Annotated in this window: 22 protein-coding genes and 1 pseudogene; 16 read left to right on the forward strand and 7 right to left on the reverse strand. The window is 71.8% G+C overall.

The window, feature by feature from the left end; translation table 11 throughout:
* Nucleotide 1: 1 nt before the first annotated feature.
* The 3 genes from HUT06_RS01690 to HUT06_RS01700 are packed head-to-tail and all read left to right on the forward strand — an operon-like array spanning nucleotide 2 to nucleotide 3,110.
* Nucleotides 2-721 (forward strand): FHA domain-containing protein, encoded by a 720-nt coding sequence (locus HUT06_RS01690; RefSeq protein ID WP_176194070.1) that lies wholly within the window; start codon nucleotides 2-4, stop codon nucleotides 719-721.
* Entirely contained in the window at nucleotides 718-2,259 is a 1,542-nt protein-coding gene (locus HUT06_RS01695; RefSeq protein WP_254714920.1) for a hypothetical protein, read from the forward strand. Before HUT06_RS01690 ends, HUT06_RS01695 begins: the two co-directional genes overlap by 4 nt.
* 20 nt (nucleotides 2,260-2,279) lie before the next feature.
* On the forward strand, nucleotides 2,280-3,110 hold the full coding sequence (locus HUT06_RS01700; protein WP_176194071.1) for a glutamate ABC transporter substrate-binding protein: 831 nt from the start codon (nucleotides 2,280-2,282) through the stop codon (nucleotides 3,108-3,110).
* Nucleotides 3,111-3,132: 22 nt separating this feature from the next.
* Here HUT06_RS01700 and HUT06_RS01705 read toward each other — a convergent pair whose 3' ends face one another.
* Nucleotides 3,133-3,486 (reverse strand): STAS domain-containing protein, encoded by a 354-nt coding sequence (locus tag HUT06_RS01705; RefSeq protein ID WP_176194072.1) that lies wholly within the window; start codon nucleotides 3,484-3,486, stop codon nucleotides 3,133-3,135.
* Between the two features lie 410 nt (nucleotides 3,487-3,896).
* Between HUT06_RS01705 and HUT06_RS01710 the strand changes: the two genes are divergently transcribed.
* The 7 genes from HUT06_RS01710 (at nucleotide 3,897) to hisC (ending at nucleotide 9,401) form a co-directional block, all read left to right on the forward strand.
* The gene (locus tag HUT06_RS01710) at nucleotides 3,897-4,568 is read left to right on the forward strand and encodes a 1-acyl-sn-glycerol-3-phosphate acyltransferase (RefSeq protein WP_176194073.1); all 672 of its coding nucleotides are present in this window, start codon (nucleotides 3,897-3,899) and stop codon (nucleotides 4,566-4,568) included.
* 157 nt (nucleotides 4,569-4,725) lie between these two features.
* Nucleotides 4,726-5,421 (forward strand): hypothetical protein, encoded by a 696-nt coding sequence (locus HUT06_RS01715; protein ID WP_176194074.1) that lies wholly within the window; start codon nucleotides 4,726-4,728, stop codon nucleotides 5,419-5,421.
* 90 nt (nucleotides 5,422-5,511) lie between these two features.
* Nucleotides 5,512-5,715, forward strand: a complete 204-nt coding sequence (locus HUT06_RS01720) for a hypothetical protein (protein WP_176194075.1) — start codon at nucleotides 5,512-5,514, stop codon at nucleotides 5,713-5,715.
* A 130-nt stretch (nucleotides 5,716-5,845) separates the two neighbouring features.
* Nucleotides 5,846-7,183 carry a flotillin family protein gene (locus HUT06_RS01725; protein ID WP_176194076.1) on the forward strand — a complete coding sequence of 446 codons (1,338 nt, stop codon included), beginning with the start codon at nucleotides 5,846-5,848 and terminating at the stop codon, nucleotides 7,181-7,183.
* Between the two features lie 77 nt (nucleotides 7,184-7,260).
* Nucleotides 7,261-7,935, forward strand: a complete 675-nt coding sequence (locus HUT06_RS01730) for an NUDIX domain-containing protein (RefSeq protein WP_176194077.1) — start codon at nucleotides 7,261-7,263, stop codon at nucleotides 7,933-7,935.
* 50 nt (nucleotides 7,936-7,985) lie between these two features.
* A complete protein-coding gene (locus HUT06_RS01735; RefSeq protein WP_176194078.1) occupies nucleotides 7,986-8,264 on the forward strand; it encodes a DUF6401 family natural product biosynthesis protein in 279 nt (92 codons plus the stop codon).
* Between the two features lie 57 nt (nucleotides 8,265-8,321).
* Nucleotides 8,322-9,401, forward strand: a complete 1,080-nt coding sequence (gene hisC, locus HUT06_RS01740; protein WP_176194079.1) for a histidinol-phosphate transaminase — start codon at nucleotides 8,322-8,324, stop codon at nucleotides 9,399-9,401.
* 168 nt (nucleotides 9,402-9,569) lie between these two features.
* Here hisC and HUT06_RS45500 read toward each other — a convergent pair.
* A pseudogene (locus tag HUT06_RS45500) lies at nucleotides 9,570-9,656 on the reverse strand (hypothetical protein); the annotation flags it as partial.
* A gap of 266 nt (nucleotides 9,657-9,922) precedes the next feature.
* Here HUT06_RS45500 and HUT06_RS01750 point away from each other — a divergent pair.
* The 4 genes from HUT06_RS01750 to HUT06_RS01765 all read left to right on the forward strand — a co-directional run bounded on the left by HUT06_RS01750 (nucleotide 9,923) and on the right by HUT06_RS01765 (nucleotide 13,536).
* Entirely contained in the window at nucleotides 9,923-10,396 is a 474-nt protein-coding gene (locus HUT06_RS01750) for a MarR family winged helix-turn-helix transcriptional regulator (RefSeq protein ID WP_176194080.1), read from the forward strand.
* Between the two features lie 98 nt (nucleotides 10,397-10,494).
* Nucleotides 10,495-11,589 (forward strand): NAD(P)/FAD-dependent oxidoreductase, encoded by a 1,095-nt coding sequence (locus tag HUT06_RS01755; protein WP_176194081.1) that lies wholly within the window; start codon nucleotides 10,495-10,497, stop codon nucleotides 11,587-11,589.
* 11 nt (nucleotides 11,590-11,600) lie between these two features.
* Nucleotides 11,601-12,593, forward strand: a complete 993-nt coding sequence (locus HUT06_RS01760) for an aldo/keto reductase (RefSeq protein ID WP_176194082.1) — start codon at nucleotides 11,601-11,603, stop codon at nucleotides 12,591-12,593.
* A gap of 28 nt (nucleotides 12,594-12,621) precedes the next feature.
* Nucleotides 12,622-13,536 carry an LLM class flavin-dependent oxidoreductase gene (locus HUT06_RS01765; RefSeq protein WP_176194083.1) on the forward strand — a complete coding sequence of 305 codons (915 nt, stop codon included), beginning with the start codon at nucleotides 12,622-12,624 and terminating at the stop codon, nucleotides 13,534-13,536.
* A 58-nt stretch (nucleotides 13,537-13,594) separates the two neighbouring features.
* Here HUT06_RS01765 and HUT06_RS01770 read toward each other — a convergent pair whose 3' ends face one another.
* On the reverse strand, nucleotides 13,595-14,923 hold the full coding sequence (locus tag HUT06_RS01770; protein ID WP_176194084.1) for a transcriptional regulator: 1,329 nt from the start codon (nucleotides 14,921-14,923) through the stop codon (nucleotides 13,595-13,597).
* A gap of 788 nt (nucleotides 14,924-15,711) precedes the next feature.
* On the reverse strand, nucleotides 15,712-16,998 hold the full coding sequence (gene murA / locus HUT06_RS01775) for a UDP-N-acetylglucosamine 1-carboxyvinyltransferase (RefSeq protein WP_176201078.1): 1,287 nt from the start codon (nucleotides 16,996-16,998) through the stop codon (nucleotides 15,712-15,714).
* A gap of 274 nt (nucleotides 16,999-17,272) precedes the next feature.
* On the opposite strand from murA, the gene HUT06_RS01780 reads away from it, so the two are divergent.
* Complete coding sequence (locus tag HUT06_RS01780; RefSeq protein ID WP_176194085.1) at nucleotides 17,273-18,316, forward strand: suppressor of fused domain protein; 1,044 nt, start codon at nucleotides 17,273-17,275, stop codon at nucleotides 18,314-18,316.
* A gap of 20 nt (nucleotides 18,317-18,336) precedes the next feature.
* Here HUT06_RS01780 and HUT06_RS01785 read toward each other — a convergent pair whose 3' ends face one another.
* Genes HUT06_RS01785 through purD form a run of 3 tightly spaced genes read right to left on the reverse strand, consistent with a single transcriptional unit; the run spans nucleotide 18,337 to nucleotide 21,721 of the window.
* The gene (locus tag HUT06_RS01785) at nucleotides 18,337-19,119 is read right to left on the reverse strand and encodes an MOSC domain-containing protein (RefSeq protein ID WP_176194086.1); all 783 of its coding nucleotides are present in this window, start codon (nucleotides 19,117-19,119) and stop codon (nucleotides 18,337-18,339) included.
* Nucleotides 19,120-19,135: 16 nt separating this feature from the next.
* The gene (purB, locus tag HUT06_RS01790; RefSeq protein ID WP_176194087.1) at nucleotides 19,136-20,446 is read right to left on the reverse strand and encodes an adenylosuccinate lyase; all 1,311 of its coding nucleotides are present in this window, start codon (nucleotides 20,444-20,446) and stop codon (nucleotides 19,136-19,138) included.
* A 15-nt stretch (nucleotides 20,447-20,461) separates the two neighbouring features.
* On the reverse strand, nucleotides 20,462-21,721 hold the full coding sequence (gene purD, locus HUT06_RS01795; protein WP_176194088.1) for a phosphoribosylamine--glycine ligase: 1,260 nt from the start codon (nucleotides 21,719-21,721) through the stop codon (nucleotides 20,462-20,464).
* A 396-nt stretch (nucleotides 21,722-22,117) separates the two neighbouring features.
* On the opposite strand from purD, the gene HUT06_RS01800 reads away from it, so the two are divergent.
* Nucleotides 22,118-23,203 (forward strand): magnesium and cobalt transport protein CorA, encoded by a 1,086-nt coding sequence (locus HUT06_RS01800; protein ID WP_176194089.1) that lies wholly within the window; start codon nucleotides 22,118-22,120, stop codon nucleotides 23,201-23,203.
* The last annotated feature ends 6 nt before the right edge of the window (nucleotides 23,204-23,209 follow it).

The following is a 23,209-nucleotide window of genomic DNA, read 5'->3' on the forward strand; positions in this document are numbered from 1 at the left end:
CATGCCGGTCTGCCCGAACGGGCACACGTCCGCGGACGGTCGGTACTGCGACGTCTGCGGCGACGCCATCCCCGCCCCGCCGTCAGCCCCCGCGCCGTCAGCCCCCGCGCCGTCAGCCGCCGACCCGGCCGAGCCGCCGGTGTGCCCGCACTGCGGGACGCCCCGCTCGGGCCGCTTCTGCGAGGCCGACGGCTACGACTTCGACACCGGCACCCTCTATACGGTCGAGCTGTCGATCGACCGCGCGGCGCGGGCGGTGCCGCTGGTGCCGCAGCCCCGCACCGGCAGCGCCCCGGCCGTGTCGTCATGGCCGTCGGCGCTGGTCGCGGCGGACCGCGCCTACTTCGACGCGGTCCTCGCCGAGATGGGGCCGGACGCTGCGGGCCTGACGTTCCCGCCGTACTGCCCGGAGCGCCGCGTCCCGCTGCGCGGCGGGCAGGTCCGGATCGGGCGGCGCAGCGCGTCCCGCGGGCTCCTCCCGGAGATCGACCTGGGCGCGCCGCCCGAAGACCCCGGCGTGTCGCATCTGCACGCCGTCCTGCTGGCGCAGCCGGACGGCTCCTGGAACCTCGTCGACCCCGGTTCGACGAACGGCACCACGGTGAACGGCGGGACCGAGCCGATCCCGGTGAACGTGCCGGTGCCGATGCGTGACGGCGACCGCATCCATGTGGGCGCTTGGACGACCATCACGCTGTCCTTGCAGGAGGGCCCGCCATGACGATGAGTCCCGCGCAGCCGGCGGTTCCCGCTCCCCGGACGCCCCCCGCCCCAGTGCCCCCCGCCCCGTCTCCCGGCCCGGCCCCCACCGATGCGAAACCGCAGCGCGGCGGCCGTCTGCGGGCGTTCTTCCGGGGCGGCTGGACGCGGACGATCCCCGGCCGCATCCGCGCCCACGCGGTGCTCTGCCTCGCCGCGCTGATCGCGCTGCTGGCGGTCCTCGCCGTCGCGATCGGGAACGCGCGCGACTCCGTCCAGACGATCGGGCACGACGCGGGCCCGCAGGTCGTCGCGACGGGCACGCTGTACTTCGCGCTCAGCGACATGGACGCGCAGGTGTCGAACATCCTGCTGATCGGCCGCGAGCACAACCTCGGCATCGGCTACGACGCGTCGCTGCGGACGTACGAGAAGCGCCGCGCGGACGCCCACGCCGCGGCGGTGCAGGCCGCGCAGCTCGCCGGCCGCGACCCCGCGCTGAAGCTGACCGTCCAGGAGGTGCTGGACGGCCTCGGCCGCTACGAGTGGCTGGTCGGCCGGGCGATGCAGCTCGACGCCCAGTCCGACCACGCGCCGGGCGAGCTGCCGCCCCAGGTCATCAACGCCTACCGCGAGGCGTGCGACCTGATGAAGCTGCAACTGCTCCCGAAGGCGTACAACATCACGCTCGACAGCGGCGCGCACGTCCGGCAGTCGTACGAGACGAAGCGCACGGCGGTCCTCGCGGGCCGCACCTGGGTCGCCGTCACCGGCCTGCTCGTGCTGCTGCTCCTGATCGCGACGCAGCTGTACCTGGCGCGGACGTTCCGCCGCATGCTGAACCCGGCGCTGGTGCTGGCGACGCTCGGCACGATCGTCCTGACCGCCGTCGGCGCGGGCCTGCTGACGGCGCACGCGGGCCACATCAAGAAGGCCAAGGAGGACGGGTTCGACTCCATCCTCCAGCTGTCGCGGGCGCGGGCGATCAGCCACAGCGCGTTCGCCGACGAGAGCCGCTACCTGCTCGACCCGGGCCGCGCCGACACCTACGAGCAGACCTACCTCGACAAGTCCCTGGCGGTGATCTACCCGGACCTCGGCGACAAGCCGGTGAACCTGGAGAACTACTACGCGGGCCTGGAGCAGAAGGTCGCCCCGTACAAGCCGGGGCGGGGCGCCGTCCCGTTCCTCGGCTTCTTCGGGGACGAGGCGCGCACGACCGACAAGGGGCGTGAAGCGGACACGCTGGCGAAGACGCTGGCGGCGTACCGGGTCGTCCAGCGCAACGACGCCGAGATGCGGCGGCTCGCGGCGTCCGGGAACCGGGCCGGCGCCATCGACCTGCGGATGGGCCGCACGTCCAACGCCATCCGCGACTTCGGCGCCTACGACGCGGCGCTCAGCGCGCTGACGGCCGTCCACCAGGACGCCTTCGACAAGGCCATCGCGGACGCCGACGGCGGGCTGCGCGGCTGGAACGCCGTCCCGCCCGTCGGGACCGCCGTCATCGCCCTGCTGGTGCTCGCGGGGATCCGTCCCCGGCTGGCCGAGTTCCGCTGACCGGAGGAGAGCAGCAGACCATGCGCGCCACCACCACGTTCACCCGGGCCGCGGCCGCCGCCGTCCTGGCCGCCTCGGTGCTCGCGGGCTGCGGCCTCGGCGGCACCGAGAAGACGTCCGTGGCCGGCAAGGACTCGCTGGTCATCGGCGTGAAGGAGGACCAGCCTGCGCTCGGCGTCAAGCGCCCGGACGGGACGTACGAGGGCTTCGACGTCGACGTCGCCACCTACATCGCGGGGCGGCTCGGCGTCCCGAAGAGCCGCATCACGTGGCGGACGACGAACTCGTCCGTCCGCGAGGAGGCGCTCGCCAAGGGCACCGTCGACATGATCGTCGCGACGTACTCGATCACCCCGAAGCGCAAGATGAAGGTCACCTTCGGCGGGCCATACTACGTCGCCCACCAGGACACCTTCGTCCGCGCCGACGCCGGCGCGATCCGCGACGTCCGCGACCTGAAGGACAAGCGGATCTGCGAGGTGACCGGCTCCAACTCCTGGCGCCGCGTCATCGAGGAGCGCAAGGTCGCCGCGAAGCCGGTCACCGTGGGCACCTACGGCGCCTGCATGGACGCCCTCGCCGCCGGCCGGCTGGACGCGGTGTCGACCGACGACCTGATCCTCGCCGGGTTCGCCGCCGGCCGCCCCGGCCGCATGATCAACGCGCCGTTCACCGACGAGAAGTACGGCGTCGGCCTCAAGAAGGGCGACCTGAAGGGCTGCGAGGAGGTCAACCGCGCCATCACCGCGATGTACCAGGACGGCACCGCCGAGCGCCTGCTCACCAAGTGGTTCGGCAAGTCGGGCCTGAAGCTGACGACGAGCGTCCCCCAGTTCGAGGGCTGCACCTGACGCCTCGGGCCGCCCCGCCGGGTCAGGGGGTCGTGGTGGACGGGAACGACACGATCGCCTCGCGCAGCGTGTCGAAGATCGGGATGAACTTGTCGATCCCGGTGATGCGGAAGACCCGCTGGACGCGCGGCGGCAGCGCCACCAGCGCGATGTGGGAGCCGCGTTCCATCGCGCGGCGGTTGGCGGCGACGAGCGCGTTCAGGCCCGTCGAGTCGCAGAAGGTCACCTCGCGCATGTCGACGACCATCGGCTCGCCCGTGTCGACGACCTCGAAGAGGGTCTCCTCGAAGCGCGTCCGTGACACCACGTCGATGTCGCCCTGCACGCGCACGACCGCGCAGCGGTCGTCGCGCATCAGGCTGATGTCGAAGTCCATGGTCACCTCACGCCCCACTCCGGTGGTACCCGGCCATCTCAGGTGACTCCTCAGGATCGCGCACCCGTGCCCGCATTCCAAGCTCTCACCGGGAATCGGGACCGGGCCCGCCGCCCGCGTCCCGGACCGTAACGCCGTACCGGACGCCCCTGCCGGTCCCACGTCCAGACTCTACCCGACATGCCGTCCGGGGCGTCCGGATGCGTCCGGGGTCATCCGGGAAACGGAGGCAATAACTTACTCAAGAGAAACTTACTGAAGGGTAAGAATGGCCCGGCAATCCCGTGCGCAGCCCGTTTGACCTGGGCTTTGGCCATTTCTTACCCGCCTCCCGGCCGGAAAGACGGACACTGACCCGGGCCCGGATCGGCGCAGAGGTTACAGTGGCGGTGGCGAATTCGGGAGGCTTGGTGTTCTACACGTTCATGACGCGGGTCGTGCGTCCGATCCTCTGGCTGCTGTTCCGGCCCCGGGTGGTCGGCGGCGAGAACGTGCCGGCCTACGGGCCGCTGATCGTGGCGAGCAACCACCTGTCGTTCATCGACAGCTTCATCATCCCGCTCGCGGTGCCGCGCCCGGTCACCTACATCGCCAAGGCCGACTACTTCGAGGGCGGCGGGCTGAAGAAGGGCTTCGTCCGCTGGTTCCTCACCAACCTCGGGCACGTCCCGGTCCGCCGCGGCGCCCGCCGCGCCGCGATGGGCGCGCTGGAACAGGCCGCCGAGGTCCTCGACAACGCCGGCGCGTTCGCGATCTACCCGGAGGGCACCCGCTCCCCGGACGGCCGCCTCTACCGCGGCCGGACGGGCGTCGGCTGGCTCGTCCTGGAGTCCGGCGCCCGCGTCCTGCCGGTCGCCCTGGAGGGCACCGAGAAGATCCAGCCCATCGGCGCCGGGTTCCCGCGCGTCTTCGGCCCCCGCCCCACCGTGCGGATCGGCCCCCCGATGGACTTCTCCCACTACCGCGACCTGCCGCCCGCCAAGGCCCGCCGCGCCATCACCGACGAGATCGTCGAGACCATCCAGAAGATGTCCGGCCAGGACTACGCGGCCGAGTACAACGACCGAGCCGAACAAACCTGACACCGCCCTCCGCTCCGCTGGCGCTCCGCTGCGGTCGGTGTGTGAGTGCGCCACGCCGTTCGGTGTTCGTGCGCTGCGCCGGGCTTGTCTTTGCGGTTTCGTGGTCGGGGCGTGTCGTCCGGGGTCCGGCGCGGGGTTCGGGTCGTAATGTCGCGGGATGGGGCAGAGGAGTCTGGCGGTCGTGGTGGCCGGGGTGTCCGTCGTCGCGGTCGCCTGCGGGGGCGGCGGGGAGCGGGCGCGGGAGGTGGGCGGTACCGCGCGGGCCGAGGTCGCGGGCATCGGGTTCACCTCCGACCAGCTGGCGCAGGCGCTGCTCGGCGAGGCCCCGGGCTACCGGCGGGCCGGTGAGCCCGACTCCGGCGAGTACGGGTCGCTGAAGGCGATCCAGAACGCCGCCAGGCTGCAGCGCGAGGCGACCCTGGACAAGCCGCGGTGCGGGGCGTCGCGTCCCGGCGGGACCGTGGCCGGCGACGTTCCGGCCGCCCTGGTCTCCTTCACCGGCACCGCCGGGCAGACCGCCACCGAGACGCTGATGGGCATGTCCGCCGCCGACGCGGAGAAGCAGGTCAACGCGCGCGTCCCGTCGGGGTGCCTGAGGTTCCGCACGAAGGTCGGCTCGCAGTGGGCCGAGCACCGCGTGGTCGAGACGCCGAAGGGCGACATCGGGGAGGGCTCGCGCACCGTCGGGGTCAGCACGACCGGCGGCGACGCCCGCGCCCGCACCTGGTACGTGGTGTTCCGCGGCCGGCACTACCTCGCCACCGTCACGGTCTTCGGCCCGACCGCCACCCGCGAGGACGCCGAGCGGCTCGCCCGCGAGGCGCACGAACAGGCCGAGCGCGTGCTGCCGTGAGTCACGCGGCTCGCCGCCGGTCTCGCCGAGCGGATACGGTTCGGCTTACACGGGGCGGACGCCCCGGGCTCGTTCCCAGCGGGGGTGTGCTTGATCGGTAGGGAGGGCCGGGTCACCGGTCGGATCGGTCCAGGGCTCGTCGGCGAGGTCATGATCCCCATCCGCGGCGGGGTCGAGGCGTTCTACGCCCACCCCGTGGACCCGCGCGAGGAGATCGGCGTCGGCTCGATCATCGTGGTGGTCGAGTACCACCCGCCCCGGACGGTGTACGTGGCGCCCGCGCTGCCCCAGTGACGTGCCGCCCCGGTGACCCATTGGCCCGATGAGGCCATCCGCGGGGAGAACCGAACGCGCCGCCCGCGCGTCTGAGGGGAAACGCGGCCGGACTTGTACCGCCCGCGCCGATATCTGAAGAGGAGGCCGCATGCCCGTGCTCGCCGTGGCGATCGGCGTCGCCGTCGCCGTCATCGTGTTGATCATCTTGTTCAAGATGGTCTGGCGGGTCGCCGAGCCGAACGAGGCTCTGATCATTTCCGGGCTCGGCGCCAAGTCCAAGCCGATCGACGGCGTGGACAGCCTCGGATTCAAGATCGTGACCGGCAAGGGGACGTCCGTCCTGCCCGGCTTCCAGGTGTCGCGGCGGCTGCAGCTCGACAGCCGCGCCGCCAACCTCGAAGTGAGCTGCGTGACGCAGCAGGGCATCCCGGTCAAGGTGCGCGGCGTGGTCATCTACAAGGTCGGCGACGACCTGGTCTCGATCGCGAACGCGGCGCGGCGGTTCCTGGAGCAGCAGTCGTCCATGGACGGCGCGATCCACGAGCTGTTCACCGGTCACCTGCGCTCCATCATCGGCAACCTCACCGTCGAGGACCTGATCCTCAACCGCGAGCGCCTCACGTCCGAGACGCGCAGCTCCGCGGCCGACGAGATGAGCAAGCTCGGGCTGGTCGTCGACTCCCTGCAGATCCAGGAGATCGACGACGAGACCGGCTACATCACCAACCTGGGCCGTCCGCACGCCGCGAAGGTCGCCGCCGCCGCCCGCATCGCCGAGGCCGAGCGCAACCAGGAGGCCACCGAGCGGGAGCAGGAGACCGAGCGGCAGAACGCCGCGGTCATCCGCGACACCGAGATGAAGAAGGCCGAGTACGAGGGCCAGGTGCAGCAGGCCGCGCAGCAGGCCCGGCAGGAGGTCATCCTCAAGGAGACCCGCAACGCCGAGCTGGAGGCCGAGCGCACCGAGAAGCGGCTGGAGAGCGAGGTCCGCAAGCCGGCGGACGCCAAGGCGTACGAGCAGGTGAAGCTGGCCGAGGCCGAGCGCGAGGAGCGCATCTCCTACGCGCAGGCCGCGGCGACCGAGGTCCAGCTGAAGGCGCAGCGGGAGTCGGAGGCCATCCGGCTGCTCGGTGAGGCCGAGGCGGACGCGACCCGCCAGAAGGGCCTCGCCGAGGCCGAGGCGATCAAGGCCCGCGGGGAGGCGCTGGCGAAGAACACCGACGCCGTCATCGCGCAGCAGCTCGCCGAGCAGTGGCCGCAGATCGTCGAGGCCGGCGCGGGCGTGTTCGGCAACGTCGACAACATGGTCGTGCTGAACGGCGCCGAGGGCGTCGAGGACATGCTCGCCAAGGCCCTGACGCTCGGCGGCACCGGCCTCGGCGTGGCGCGGCAGCTGCTCGCCAACCTGAACACCCAGCCCGCCGCCAACGGCCACAACGGCCCGGCCCCGGCGGTCCCGGCCGTAGAGGTCCCCAAGGAGGACTGACCCCGAACCCCCTGAAGGCCCGGCATCGCCGGGCCTTCTTGGCGTTGGGGGGCGGCCGGTCCCGCTAAGTTCGATGCATGTCCGTGCCCCGGCTCGCCGTCTCCGTCGATCTTGTCGTGCTCACCGTGCGGGAGCAGCGCCTGTGCGCGCTGATGTGGCGGCGGGACCGGGCGCCCTATGACGGAGCGTGGTCGCTGCCGGGCGGTTTCATCCAGCTCGACGAGGACCTGCCGGTCGCCGCGTCCCGGCTGATGGCGGAGCGGGCCGGGCTCGCGGACGTGCGCATCCACCTGGAGCAGCTCGCCACCTACGGCTACCCCGACCGCGACCCCCGGCAGCGGGTCGTGAGCGTCGCCTACCTGGGGCTGGCGCCCGACCTGCCCGCGTCCAGCCGGGCCCAGGTGCTGTGGACGGCCGTGGACGAGCTCGTCCACCGCGACCAGGCCGCGTTCGACCACCGGCGGATCCTGTGCGACGGGATGGAGCGGGCGCGGGCGAAGCTGGAGTACACCTCGCTCGCCGCGGCGTTCTGCCCGCCCGAGTTCACCGTCGCCGAGCTGCGCCGCGTCTACGAGATCGTGTGGGGCACCAGCCTCGACCCGCGCAACTTCCACCGGAAGGTCACCGGCGCCGACCGGTTCCTCATCCCCACCGACCGGACCACGACGCGCGACGGCGGCCGTCCCGCCCGGCTGTACCGGCGCGGCGACGCCACGCAGCTCCGCCCGCCGATGCTGCGTCCCAGGGCTTGACCTGGGGCGATGTCGCGCGCATCGGCCGGCGGTTGCTATTTTCGGCTCCTGTGAACGGTGACGAAGCGCTCGGCCTGCTCGTCCGCGACATCGGGGACGCCGGTGTCGAGGAGATGGCCGGCTCCCCGGGCCTCGCGGCCGCCGTCGACCAGCATGTGGCCGCGCTCCGCGACGAGCTGGGCGCCGCGGGCCCGGACGAGCTGATGGGGTACCTGACGGAGTTCGCGGAGGACGCCTTCAACCGGGGCTGGTGGCCGCACGATCCCGGTGACTGGGAGTTCGTCCGGATCGTGGCCGTCTGCTGGATGATGAGGGACGTTGCCGGCTGATTCCGGACGCTGCGTAGGCTGTGGGGTCATCACCCCTGCGCAACTTGGAGGACAACGGTGTCCGAGGCAAACACTCCGCGCTTCCGCTCCGTCCTCGACCGGTTCGTGGCTTACAAGCCCGGCAAGGTCGTGGTGTCGCCCGAGGGCCGCTCGTACAAGCTGTCGTCCAACGAGTCGCCGCACGGCCCGCTGCCGTCGGTCGTGGACGCGATCGCCGAGGCGGCCCGGAACGTCAACCGCTACCCCGACAACAACGCGACCGCGCTGACGGAGGAGATCGCCGCGTTCTGCGGCGTCCCCGCCGACCACGTCGCGGTCGGCTGCGGTTCGGTCGGGATGACGCAGATGCTGCTGGAGGCCGTCGCCGAGCCGGGCGCCGAGGTCGTGTACGCGTGGCGGTCGTTCGAGGCGTACCCCCTCCTCGTGTCGCTGTCGGGCGCGACGGGCGTCCAGGTGCCGCTGAAGGACGAGACGCACGACCTGGAGGCGATGGCCGACGCGATCACCGACCGCACCCGGCTGATCTTCGTCTGCAACCCGAACAACCCGACGGGCACGATCGTCCGGCGCGCCCGGCTGGAGGCGTTCCTCGACCGCGTCCCCGCCGACTGCCTGGTGGTGCTGGACGAGGCGTACCGCGAGTACATCCGCGACGACGAGGTGCCGGACGGCCTCACCCTGCGCGGCGACCGCCCGAACCTCGCCGTCCTCCGCACGTTCTCCAAGGCGTACGGGCTCGCGGGCCTGCGCATCGGCTACCTCGTCGCGCACCCGGACGTGGCGGGCGCGATCCGCAAGACGTTCCTGCCGTTCAGCGTGAACTCCGTCGCCCAGGCCGCCGGCGTCGCGTCGCTGAGGGCCACCGACGAACTGATGGAGCGCGTCGAGGGCACGGTGAAGGAGCGCGACCGCGTCCGGGGCGCCCTGCTCGCCGACGGCTGGACGGTCCCGCCGACCGAGGCGAACTTCGTCTGGCTGCGCCTCGGCGACCGGACGATGGAGTTCTCCGACGCCTGCGACGCCTACGGCGTGAGCGTCCGCCCGTTCGACGGCGAAGGCGCCCGCGTCTCCATCGGCTCCCCGGAGGAGAACGACGCCTTCCTGACCGTCGCCAGGGCCTTCCCCCACCGCAACTAGGGACGACCGGCAGCCGCCCTTGCCGTGCGGGGCACGACCGGGGCGGGGGCAGTGTGGCGGCCCGGAATGGCCAGGGCCGCCACGGCCCCGGCCAGCGACAGCGCACCGCTGCCAGGCGAGGCCCTCGGTCACGGCGCCGCCCACCACCGGTCCGGCGACGACCGCGAGCCCGGTGAGCCCGGCGAACAGGCCGAGCGCCTTCGGCCGGTCCTCCGGCGGATGGGCGGCGCTGAGCAGCGCCATCGCCAGTGGCATCACCAGGGCGGCACCGGCGCCCTGCACCGCCCGCGCGCCGATCAGCCACGGCCACCGGGCTTCGCGATGTACCTGGACGGCCGGGCGTTCGCCGTCCAGGTTCTCACCTTGCGCGGCCCGTCGATCGCCGCCGTGACCGCCTTCCACAACCCCGCCCTCCTGGACCGCTTCGCCCTCCCCCAGACAATCTGACGGCCGGTCCGGCAAGCGCAGTGGCGATGTTCGTGGCGCGAATTATAGAGGGTGTTCGGTGTTACTCTGGCCATGTGGCTAAGGAAGATGATGGGCGGATCGGGGTCGTGGCCGCGCTCGTGCGGTCCTCGTTCCTGGTGAATGCGGTGTACGCGGAGTCGGGCCGGGAGTACGGGGTGACTCCGCAGCAGGGGCAGTTGCTCTGCGTGCTGATGTCGCGGTCGTACGGCATGAGCGAGCTGGGCGCGATGCTGCGGCTGGCCAAGTCGAGCCTCACCGGGCTGGTGGACCGCACCGAGCGGAACGGGCTGGTCAGGCGCGAGGCGGACCCTCGGGACACGCGCGCGGTGCGGGTCGCGCTGACCGAGCGGGGCGCGGAGCTGGCCGAGGAGTTCTACACCGAGACCTGCAGGCGGATCGACGAGCTGCCGGCGGGTCTCAGTCCGCAGGAGCGCGAGATGCTCGCCCGCCTGCTGGGGCGGGTCGTCCTCGACAATGAGGCCCCGCTGGTCTTCAAGGAACCGGACGAGGGGGTGTCGGCGGTGTGAGCTGATGCCGCTCCCGCGAGCGTGGGCTTGTCGTTCGTAGGACGAACTGTTACCGTTCGTACTACGAACTCAAACCTTCGTTAAGGGAGCGTGCAGCTATGAGCCGTACAGTCGCGGTCGTCGGTGGAGGCTACGGGGGCGCAGCGGTCGCCAAGGCGCTGGAGTCCGAGGCGGACGTCGTCCTCATCGACCCCCGGGACGCGTTCGTCAACGCGGCGGCGTCGCTGCGGGCGCTGACGCGGCCCGACTGGGCCGCCAACATGTTCTTCCCCTTCGAGACGCTGCTCACCGAAGGCCGGCTGGTCCGCGACCGCGCGGTGTCGGTCGACCCCGGCGGCGTCGCGCTGGCCTCCGGCGGCCGTGTCGACGCGGACTACATCGTGCTGGCCACCGGCTCCAGCTACGCGTACCCCGCCAAGCCCGGCTCCGACTCGATCGACGAGGCGCTGGACGATCTGCGCCGGACGCACAAGGAGCTGCGCCAGGCGGGCCGCGTGCTGATCCTCGGGGCGGGGCCGGTCGGCCTGGAACTGGCGGGTGAGATCAAGAACGTCTGGCCCGGCAAGCACGTGACCATCGCGGACCCGGCCGCCGAACTGCTCCCGGGATTCCAGCCCGAGGTGGTCGACGATCTGCGCGGCCAGCTCGACGCCCGGGGCATCGACCTGCGGCTCGGCACCGGGCTCACGGCGCCGCCGAGCACCGGGGCCGGGCAGGCCGGAGCGTTCACCGTCACGACCACCGGCGGGGACGAGATCGCCGCCGACATCTGGTTCCGCGCCTTCGGGGTGAGCACCAACAGCGACTACCTCGCCGACGGCAGGCTCACGGCGCGCGACGCGCAGGGGCGGGTCCCGGTGACCGAGTTCCTCAACGTCAAGGGGCACGAGCACGTCTACGCGGTCGGCGACATCACCGATGTGGCCGAGGCCAAGATGGCCGGCTACGCGATGCAGCACGCGGAGGTCGTCGCCAAGAACATCCTCGGGCAGCTGAACGGCGCGCCGCCCGCGGCCTCCTACCAGCCGCTGCCGTACCCGATGATCATGCTGCCGCTCGGGCCGGACGGCGGCGTCGCGCAGCTGCCCTCACCTGACGGGCCGTTCGTCGCGCCGCCCGCGATGGTCGCGGAGTACAAGGGCGCCGACCTGTTCACCGGCCGCTTCATCGGCCAGTTCGGCCCCACCGCCTGAAAGGCACGACCATGGACTACACCCGTCTCGGCCGCAGCGGCCTCTCGGTCTCGCGGCTCGTCCTCGGCACCATGAACTTCGGGCCGCGCACCTCCGAGGCCGACGCCCACACGATCATGGACCTGGCGCACGGGCACGGCGTCAACTTCTTCGACACGGCCAACGTCTACGGCGAGACGCCGGGCGACGGCGTCACCGAGGAGATCATCGGCCGGTGGTTCGCCGCGGGCGGCGGCCGGCGCGAGCGGACCGTCCTCGCGACCAAGGTCTACCTGCCCACCGGCGACTGGCCCAACGAGGGACGCCTGTCCGCGCTGAACATCCGGCGCGCGTGCGAGGAGTCGCTCAGGCGGCTCCAGACCGACCACATCGACGTGTACCAGATGCACCACATCGACCGGGAGGCTCCCTGGGACGAGGTCTGGGAGGCGTTCAGCGTCCTGCGGCAGCAGGGGAAGGTGCTCTACTTCGGCTCGTCCAACTTCGCGGGATGGCATATCGCGCAGGCGCAGGAGGCCGCGCGGTCCCGGCACTTCCTCGGGCTGGTCTCCGAGCAGTCGATCTACAACCTGATGAACCGCTGGGTGGAGCTGGAGGTGCTGCCCGCGGCGCGCCATTACGGGCTCGGCCTGATCCCGTGGTCGCCGCTGAACGGCGGTGTGCTCGGCGGCGTCCTGCGCAAGGAGCGCGAAGGCGGTGCGTCCCGCGGTACGTCGGGGCATTCCGCCGCCGCGCTCGCCCGGCACCGGGAGGCCGTGGCGGGCTACGAGAAGCTGTGCGCGGACCTCGGCGAGGACCCGGCCCACGTCGGGCTGGCGTGGCTGCTCGCGCAGGACGGCGTGACCGGTCCGATCATCGGTCCGCGGACGGCCGCGCAGCTCGACGGCTCGCTGCGCGCGCTCGACATCACTCTGGACGAAGGCGTCCTGGCCCGGCTCGACGAGCTGTTCCCGGCGCCCGGATTGAACGGGGGCAAGCCCGCGCCCGAGGCGTATGCGTGGTGAGTCCCCTCAGTGAACGAAAGGCACGGTAATGACCGCACATGATGTCGTCTTCGGTTTCGGAGCGCACAGCACCTTTGACGACCAGCCCGCGCTGATGCGCATGGTGGAGCGGGCCGATCGGGACGGGTTGGACCTGTTCTCGCTGTCCGACCACCCCTACCTCGGTGAGCGGCTCGACGCCTACGCGACCATCGGGTTCCTTCTCGGCCGGACGGAGCGCATCGCGGGCTTCGCCAACGTGACCAACCTGCCGACCCGGCCCGCGCCGATGCTGGCGCGGACGGTGACGTCGCTGGCGGCGCTGTCCGGCGGCCGCGTCGTCGTCGGCATGGGCGCCGGCGGCCTGTGGGACCGCATCGCCGACATGGGGGTGCCGCGGCTCTCCCCGGCGGACGCCGTGGACGCCTTCGAGGAGGCGATCACACTGGTCAAGAAGCTGTCCGGCGGCGGTCCGCCGGTCACCTTCGCGGGGCGCCACTACCGGGTGGACGGGATCGCGCCGGCTCCGGCGGCCGCGCCGCCGGTGTGGACCGGGTCGGTCGGCCGCAAGTCGCTGGCCGCGACGGGGCGGGTGGCCGACGGCTGGATCCCCGGGCACGCGGCGGACTGGCTCAGCGAGCGGTACCGGACGTCGCGGCCGGTCGTCGACGAGGCGGCCGCGGCGGTGGGCCGCGACCCGCGCGAGGTCCGCACGGTCTTCAACTTCCCCGGGCGCATCACCGGCCGCCCGCTGCCCGCCACCCGCGATGGCGGCGGGCGCTGGGTCGGCGGCTCGGCCGAGCAGTGGGCCGAGGAGCTGACCGGCGCGGTGCTGGAGCACGGCGCGTCCGGCTTCATGCTCTTCTCGCCGACCGGGGGCACGCCGGATGAGACGTCCCTTGAGCGCTGGACGGGGGAGGTCGTTCCGGCGGTGCGGGAGGCCATCGCCAAGGAGAGCGGCTGAGCGGTCTGGCGCGGTGAGGGCTGATGGAGGGCGGGGGCACTTCCATCAGCCCTCACCGTCACGTTGTCTTGGCGGAGCCCAGTTTCTCCACGATCAGGCGGTAGAGCTGGCGGGGGCGGCCCGGCTGCGGGGTGCGGTTCGGGGGGAGAGGCCAGGCCAGGCCCTCCTCGACCAGGGTGCGGAGCAGGCGGCGGGCCGTGCGCGGGGTGACGCCGAGCATCTTGCCCGCGTTCTCCGCGTCCACGATGAGGGGCTGCTCCTGGTCGCCCAGCTTGTCGGCCAGGCGGGCCAGGATCTCCAGGCCCTTCGGCTTCGCCTGCGGCTGGGCGCGCGGGGGCGTGCGGGGAGCCGGGACCAGGGCGCGGCCATCGCGGTCCAAGGCGAAGCCTTGGGCGCGCTGGGAGCTCTGGGAACGGGCCAAGGCGGCGCGGGCGTGGTTCTCGGCTTCGTGGGCGGTGCGGCCCATGCCGATGCCGACCTCTATGGCGAGACCCAGTTCCTCACGGACGCGCTCCACGAAGGGCGGTGTGCGGAAGCCCTCGGTGGACGTCGTCACAGAGCCGCGTGTGGCGATGACCAGGTAGCTGTGGTCGTCCAGGGGCCACACGGAGGCGTTCATGCGGTGCGCCTCTTGGAGCAGGACGCGGTGCAGCGCGAGCTTCAGCTCGTCCCGCCAGTAACGGGGGGTGACGCGGCGGGGCGTCTCGCGGAGGGTCGGGACGTCCACCAGGACGACGACGAGCTGCGACTCCTCAAGGCGGTGGTGCGCGCCGAGGAGGGCGGCGGTCTGCAGGGAGCTGCGGATCGCGGCGCCGGTCGGGCGGACGCGGATGGTCGGGACGCCCGCCATCTCCATGCGCTCGGCGGTGGCGTGCACGCAGGTCATCGCGACGGTGGTGGCGCCGCGCCGCCAGAGGCGCTCGTGGAACGCGGCGAGCGTGCCGGGGCCGGCGGCCTCCTCGCGCAGGTGCACCTGCTCGGTGCCGAGGCTGATCTCGGAGTAGGCCTCCTCGACCTCGGCGCGGCCGAGCACGTCGATGCTGACCCGGGCGGGGTCGAAGCGCTCGTCGAGGGACGCCCGCAGCAGCGCGCCCTGGAGAGCGGCGCCGTTCAGCGGCACGTACGTGGCGGGCATGGTGAGCACGCCGGCCTTGCGCGCGAAGTCGTAGGGGACGGGGCTGGCGAACAGGCAGACGTCGACGCCCGACCCCAGCCGCACGACCTTGTCGGCCGCCTCCTGCTCGTCCCGGTACGCGGCGGCCACCAGCCGGCTCGGTACCGGGGTGGGGCCGTGGCCCATCAGCATGACCCGTTCGACGAGGTCGTGGGGACCCACGACGCCGATCGTGAGATCGGGCGTGACCGACCCCGTGCGTGCCGCCGTCATCGATGATCGCTCGCTTCCGGTCCGTCCTCTCGGCGGGGGCAGCGCCCCGACCAGCTGTCCGCGCACGTCTCGCCCAACGGTTGACTCATGGCTTGTCGCCCCTGCCTTCTGACCCAGCACCGCGTTCCGTGCGATTCGCCTTCCCGCGGCCCCTCCCGCCTCGGGTGAGGCGGACGGAGCCGTCCCGTGGGCCCCGCCCCCAGCGGACGGGGGCCCTCTGCCTGGCAGATCGGGTCAAGGCGACGAGATGTGACGCCCAGACGCGAAATCGAATCAAGAGTGCGGCGAAAAAGTAACCTACGCGACCCCCTGGTCAGTAATTTGTCACCATTCGGGCAGTCTCGATCCAGCATCTTCGGGCGTCCGAAGTTGAAAAACAAGACCCGAAAACATGGCGAAGGGCCCCTCCTGGCGCTCTCACGTACAGGAGGGACCCCTGCGGTACCGGTTTGGTTTACCTGCGGGCCGAAATGCGGACGTGTCGATGTCAACCGCAGCCGAAAGACGAGTGATCCGTCCGGCCGGTCTTGATGATCATCGCCGGTGATTTATCACCAGGTGACGAACCAGCCGGAACCGGCGCGCTTTCCGGGATTTCTCCCAGGTCAGGGCACTGGTCCGGCGGTCCGTCCAGATGACCGCGGCAGCGGTGCGTAGTCGTCCGGTAACTCTTGGCTCCGGAAATTCCGGGGCCGGCGTTACACGCCCCGTCAGGTGCGAACCCGGAGTTGGTCAGCGCGGGGCCACATTCGGCCGTTCCGGGCCCCGAGGGGCGGGCTCGCGAGGGGCTAGCCCTCCTCGCGGACGATCTCCGCGCCGAGCTGCGACAGCCGCTCGGCGGTGTGGGCGTGCCCGCGGTCGAGGTAGTAGGCGGAGGTGATCGTCGTCTCGCCCTCGGCGGCCAGGCCCGCGAGCACGAGCGCGCTGCCGCAGCGCAGGTCGTGCGCCTCGACCTCGGCGCCGCGCAGCGGACGCGGGCCGTTGACCTTGGCGCGGTTGCCGTCCACCTCGATGTCGGCGCCCATCTTGCGCAGCTCGTCGGCCAGCTTGAACCGGCCGTCGAAGATCCGCTCGTAGATGTAGGACGGCCCCTCGGACAGGCACGACAGCGCCATGATCGGGGACTGCAGGTCGGTGGCGAAGCCCGGGTACTCGTCGGTGATGACGTTGATCGGGCGGAGCGTCCGGTCGCGGCGCACCTGCAGGACGGCGCCCTGCTGGTGGAACTCGACGCCCATCTGCTCCAGCTTGTCGGCGGCGACGCCGAGGTGCTCCAGCGAGGCGCCGACGAGGCTCAGCTCGCCGCCGGTGATCGCGGCGGCCATCACGAACACGCCGGCGTCGATCCGGTCGGGCATCACGGTGTGCTCGACGGCGGTCAGCTCGTCCACGCCCTCGACCGTGACGAACCCGGTGCCGCCGCCGCTGATCTTGGCGCCCATCGCCTGCAGGATCGCGATGTTGTCGAGCACCTCCGGCTCCAGCGCCGCGTTCTTGATCAGCGTGGTGCCGTGCGCCAGCGCCGCCGCCATGATCAGGTTCTCGGTGCCGGTGTGCGACGGGGTGTCGCAGTACAGCGTCCCGCCGCGCAGGTCGCCCGCCTTGATGTGGATGATGCCGTCGCCGTTGTCGGCCACCTGCTCGGTGACCGTGGCGCCCATCCGCTTGAAGCCGTTGTAGTGGAAGTCGAGGTTGCGGCTGCCGAGGTTGCAGCCGCCGACGCCCTCGATGACCGCCTCGCCGAGGCGGTGCAGCAGCGCCGGGACGAACAGGAACGAGCCGCGGAACCGGGACGCGATGTCCGCGGGCAGGACGGGGCTGTTCAGCGACGAGGCGTCGATGACCAGGGTGCGCTCGGTCTCGTGCAGTTCGGCCTTGGCCCCGATGGCCCGCGCGAGCTCCACCGCCCGCCGCACGTCCTCGATGATCGGGACGTTGCGCAGGACGGTCCGTCCCTTGGCGGCCATCAGCGAGGCACCGATCATCGGCAGGACGGCGTTCTTCGCCCCCTGGATGAAGACCGTGCCGTGCAGCTGCCTGCCGCCGCGCACGCGGTAGCGAACCTCGTGGCCCATGCTCATGCCGCCTAACTCCTTCTCGGGTGCGGGTAGGTGCCTGCCATCAAGTGGGAGCACGAGGGCCGAGCGCGCCGAACGGTGTCCCCCCTCTGCGCCAACGCGACCCCAGTAAACCACCGGCCCGGGCATGTGCCGTCCGGCGCGCCACCCTGGCGCCAGTCTGCTAGGTGAGACCTCCGCGACACGCCAAAAGTTCGCACTCCCCCAGGAAATTTCCCAAGGTGAGCCTAGGGGCGGCGCATCACCGCAGGGACGGTTATCGTGATCATTCATGGACGAATCACCCGGCTGGGACGCCATCGACGCCGCCCTTCTGCCGCTCTACGGTGACACCAGGCCGCTCCACTTCGGCACGATCCACAAGTGGGCGCTGGGAGGGCCCGACCCGCTCGACGGGATCAGCATCTACGCTCGGACGGAACCCGTACCGCACTGGCATTACGTGTCCTACGGGATGACCGAGCTGTACACCAAGGAGTCGGAGAACCCGGACGAATCGGGCTGGGGCTTCGAGTTCACCTTCCGGCTCGCCCGCGACCCCGCCGACGAGAAGCCGCCGATGTGGGCGGCGAGCCTGCTGCAGAACCTCGGCCGGTACGTGTTCACGTCCGGCAACTGGTTCGAGGCCGGCCACCACATGGACGTCAACGGGCCGATCGCCGCCGAGCGCGAGGACTCGGAGATCCGCGCGGTGACGTTCGTCCGGGACCCGGAGCTGGGGGAGATCGCCACCCCGCACGGCAAGGTGGAGTTCCTCCAGGTCGTCGGGCTCGCGATGGAGGAGTACGACGCGCTGCGCCGGTGGAACGCCGACGGGATGACGGCGGCGCTCGCCCCGCACCTGCCGCTCTTCGTGACCGACATCGACCGCCGGTCGCTGCTCGCCGACCCCGACATCGCCCGCGCCGTCGAGGAGGGCATCGCGCGGGACGGCTCCAGCGGCGGCATGCTGTTCGTGTCCACGGCGCACTGGGAGCGCGACGGCGCGTCCACGACGCTGCGGCTCGGCGCGCTGCAGGCCCCGGCGATCGCCGACTCGCTGCGCGGCCGGCTCCCGTTCGATCGCGAACTGGTCCTGCGGACCGACGACACGGTGCTGGCGTTCCTGCCGGCCGACGCGTTCTCCGTCGCGGAGCCGGAGGAGGGCGTGCTGGAGGTCCGCGTGCCCCCGGCCGCGCTGGACGACCTCACCGCCGCGATGCCGGCCGCCGCGGGCAGCACCGCGATCGCCTCGCTCCCCGGGCTGACCGTGGAGATCGTCCCGACCGCGATGAAGGACCGCTACGGCGAGGAGACCGGCGAGGTCATCGGCTGAGGCTTCCGGCTTCCGGGGCCTCAGCGGGCTTCGAGGACCTCGATCTCGTCGCCCACCGTGAGCGTGCCCAGTGCGCGCGGTACGGCGTTGTAACCGAACTGGATACCGCGGTCCCGGCTGCGGTAGGCGGCGAGCGTGCGCAGCGGCTCACGGCCGCGCTCGGCGGTCTCCTGGTCGGTCGTCGTGATGAGGCACCGGGAGCACGGCTTGACCATCTCGATGACGGCCTCGCCGACGCGCAGCAGGCGCACGTCGTCCTCGCCGTAGGGGCCGAGGCCCGCGACGACGAGGCTCGGACGGAACCGGTTCATCGGGAGGGGCTCGTCCAGGCGCGCGTTGAGGTCGTCCAGGGACTCCTCAGAGATGACCAGGAGCGGGTACCCGTCGGCGAACATGACCTCACCCCCGCCCCTGGACGTCTCCCTGTGGCCGGTGAAGCGCACAAGGCGGCACTCCGCGCCGAGGTACTCCGCGAACCAGATCGCGGCCTCGTCGCCCTGGTCGATGCCCAGGCAGTCCTTGCGCTGGATGTGCACGTCGAGGACCTCGCCGTCGTCCGCGGCCTTGTGGACGAGCAGCGCGGCCCCCGGGGCGCGCACCGTCAGCACCTCGCCGTCGTAGGACGGACGCAGCAGCGCCATCCGCGCGAACTCCCGCTGCGACAGGAACCGGCCTCCGGGGCTGACGAGCATGAACTCGCGGTCGAACGGCAGCCCCCTGGCCGTCAGTTCGGCACTGCGCAGCGCGGTGCCGCCGCCGCTCTTGAGCGGGTAGGCGTTCAGCTCGGTCAGGGTCCCCTTCAAGGCCCCCTCCTTGGTCTCAGCTCAGTTCGGCCAGCCGGTCGAAGACCGGGCCGAGGCGTTCGACGAAGCGCTCCGGGCGGCAGACCTCGTCCAGGCGCTTCTCGTCCAGCGCCAGGCCCGCCTCCGCGGCGTGCTTGCGGAGCGTCTCGCGGAACGGCGTCCCCGTCTCCCAGGTCTCCATGGCGGCCTTCTGGACGAGCGGGTACGCCTCGTCGTCCCGCGACATGCCCGCCTCGACCAGTTCCAGCAGCACGGTCGAGGTGTAGATCAGGCCGCCGGTCGACTCCAGGTTCTCCCGCATCCGGGCCTCGTCCACCACGAGCCCGGACATCAGGCGGTTCGTGAGATTCAGCATGTAGTCGAGCGCGATGGACGCGTCCGGCAGCGCGATCCGCTCGGTGGACGAGTGCGAGATGTCGCGCTCGTGCCACAGCGGGATGCCCTCCAGCACCGGGACGATCTGCGCGCGCACGATCCGCGCCATCCCGGCGAGCCGCTCGGAGATGATCGGGTTCTTCTTGTGCGGCATCGCGGACGAGCCCTTCTGGCCCTTCCCGAACGGCTCCCACAGCTCGCGGACCTCGGTGCGCTGCCCGTGCCGCACCTCCAGCGCCACCGCCTCGCACACCGTCGCCATGATCGCCAGCGCGGACACCCACTCGCTGATGCCGTCGCGCATCACGACCTGCGTCGACACGTCCGCCGACGTCAGGCCGAGCTTGCGGGCCACGTGCAGCTCGATCGCGGGGTCGATGTTGGAGTAGGTCCCGACCGCGCCGGAGATCGCCATCACGCCGACGGCCGCGCGCGCCCGGCGCAGCCGGTCCCGCGAGCGGGCCATCGCGAACGCGAAGTCGGCGACGCGGTGCCCCCACACGTCGGGCTCGCCGTGGATGCCGTGCGTCCGCCCGACCCGCAGCGTGCCCTTGTGGGCCAGCGCGTGGTCGCGCAGCGTCGCCACGAGCGCGTCGGCCTTGGCGAGCAGGATGTCGGTGGCCTCGACGAGCTGCAGCGCGAGCGCCGTGTCCAGCAGGTCGGACGACGTCATGCCGAAGTGGACGTACCGGGCCGCCTCGCGGGGCTCGGTGTTGTCCGCCCACGCCGACAGGAAGGCGATCACGTCATGCTGCGTGACCGCCTCGATCGCGTGCACCGCCTCCGGCGTCGGCGGCGGCGCCTTCCGCACGGGCTCGACCACCTCCGGCGGAATGGTGCCGGCCTCGGCGTGGGCCTCGACGACGAGGACCTCCACCTGGCACCACAGCTCGTACTTGTGCGCGTCGCTCCAGACGCGCCCCATCTCCGGAAGTGTGTACCGCTCGATCACCCGACGATTGTCCCATCACCCAGGGACGACGTCGCGCGCGGCCTTCAGGGCGATGTCGGATCGGTGGTGGGAGCCGCGCAGCGAGATCTTGGAGACGGCCTCGTAGGCGGCGGTGCGGGCGGCGGCGAGGTCGGGGCCGGTGCCCACCACGTTCAGGACGCGGCCGCCGTTGGCGACCAGGCGGCCCTCCCCGCCGAGCTTCGTGCCGGCGTGCAGGACGTAGGCGCCGTCGACCGCGGCGGCCTCGTCCAGGCCGGTGATCTCGTCGCCCTTCACGGGGGCGGACGGGTAGCCCTCGGCGGCGACGACGACCGTGACGGCCGAGCCCGGGTGCCATTCGGGACGGAACTCGGGGTCGAGCCCGCCGATCGCGCACGCTTGCAGCAGCTTGGCGAGCGGGGTGGCGAGCCGGTCCAGGACGACCTGGGTCTCGGGGTCGCCGAAACGCGCGTTGAACTCGATGACCCGCACGCCCTTGGACGTCAGCGCCAGACCGGCGTAAAGGGTCCCGACGTAAGGAATCTCACGGCGGCGCAGCTCGTCCACTGCGGGCTGCACGACCGTGGACATGACCTCGTCCACCAGCTCCGGGGAGATCCAGGGGAGCGGCGTGTAGGCGCCCATACCGCCCGTGTTAGGGCCGTCATCACCGTCGTAGGCGCGCTTGAAGTCCTGGGCGGCGAGCAGCGGGACGGCGTGCTGCCCGTCGCAGAGCGCGAACAGGGAGACCTCGGGGCCGTCCAGGAACTCCTCGATGACGACGCGCTCGCAGGCGGTGGCGTGCCGGGACGCGGCGCCGCGGTCCTCGGTGACGACGACGCCCTTGCCGGCGGCGAGGCCGTCGTCCTTCACGACGTAGGGCGGGCCGAACGCGTCGAGCGCCTCCTCGACCTGCACGGTCGTGTCGCAGACCCGCGCCTCGGCGGTCGGCACCCCGGCCGCCGCCATGATCTCCTTCGCGAACGCCTTGGACGCCTCGATGCGCGCGGCGGCGCGGTCCGGGCCGAAGCAGGGGATGCCGCGCGTGCGCAGCATGTCGCCCACCCCGGCGACCAGCACCGCCTCGGGGCCGACGACGACGAGGTCGACGCGCAGCCGCTCGGCCAGCTCGGTCACCGCCGTCGGGTCGCACGGGTCGAGCTGGTGGTTGTCCGCGATCTCGGCCGTGCCCGGGTTGCCCGGGGCGCAGTGGAGGGCGGTGACGGCTGGGTCGCGGTGCAGGGCGCGGGCGAGCGCGTGCTCGCGGCCACCCGATCCAAGGACGAGTACTCGCACGTCACGCGAGCTTACAGATCCGGGCGCGCGCGGGGGCCCGGCCGGGGAGGCGCGGGGAGGGCGGGCATAAGGCCCGCCGCCGCGGGCGTTGGGTCGACTGAGGCGACCGTCACACCCGTGGTGCGTGAACCTCTCCGTTATGGGCAGCGTCCTAAATGTCGGCTGGTAAGCTGCGACGGGCTTGACCGCCCGGTGTCGAGGTGCGTGAAAGGAGGTGGTCGGGATGAGTCCTGGCGATACTTGCAGTTCGCCGGAAAACCCTCACAGTCCGCACAGGACTGTCCTTCCGTCCGCCTCCGTCTGGCGCCCGGCCACCGCCTTCGCGCGCTCCCTTCGCTGATCAGCCTGGGTTGAGCGCGCGCTGCGCGCGTGTGGCCGGCGGGTTAGGAGCACCTCATGGCCATGACACGAGTCCGCCCAGGCCGCGCACTGTTCAAGACGCGCGGCCGCCCTAGCGGCGTGCAGGCTCCGAACCGCGATTCGGCCGTCATCGACTGGGCCGCCTACATCGACGGTCACCGGGTCTGCACCGACACCGTCGCCGACGCCGTCCGGATGGTCCGCGACGGCCGGCTCACCCCCGACGGCGACAGCGCCGGCTTCGTGTGGGTCGGGCTCCACGAGCCGTCCGCCACCGAACTCGCCGACATCGCCGAGGTCTTCGGCCTGCACCCGCTCGCCGTCGAGGACGCGATCCACGCCCACCAGCGGCCGAAGCTGGAGCGCTACGACGACGTCCACTTCGTCGTCATGAAGACCGTCGGCTACGTCCCGAGCGAGCCCGGCGGCGCCGAGGTCGTCGTGACCGGCGAGATCATGCTGTTCTGCGGGCCCGACTTCGTGGTGACCGTCCGGCACGGCACCCACGGCGAACTCGGCACCGTCCGCCGCGACCTGGAGCGCGACCCGGCCCGGCTCGGCCTCGGCCCGGCCGCCGTCCTGCACGCCGTCGCCGACCGCGTCGTGGACGGCTACGTCGGCGTCGCCGACGCCGTCATGGAGGACATCGACGAGGTCGAAGAGGCCGTCTTCTCCCCGGAGCGCACCGACGAGTCGCGACGCATCTACCGCCTCAAGCGCGAGGTCATCCAGCTCAAGCGCGCGGTGGGGCCGCTCGCCGGGCCGCTGCGCAACCTCTCCGGGCGCCGGTTCGTCCCGGCGGAGATAAAGGAGTACCTGCGCGACGTCGAGGACCACCTCACCCGCGTCCGCGAGCAGGTCGAGTCCTACGACGAGCTGCTGAACCCGATCCTCCAGGCGCACATGACCCAGGTCACCGTCGCCGACAACAAGGACATGCGCAAGATCTCCGCCTGGGGCGCCATCTTCATGGTCCCCACCGCCATCGCGGGGGTCTACGGGATGAACTTCAAGTTCATGCCCGAAACCCAGTGGCACTACGGCTACCCGCTGATCCTCGGCGTCATCGGCCTGGCCTGTCTGTCCCTCTACAGGGGCTTCCGCCGCAACGGCTGGCTCTAGACCCGG

The sequence above is a fragment of the Actinomadura sp. NAK00032 genome, assembly GCF_013364275.1.
Classification (GTDB): domain Bacteria; phylum Actinomycetota; class Actinomycetes; order Streptosporangiales; family Streptosporangiaceae; genus Spirillospora.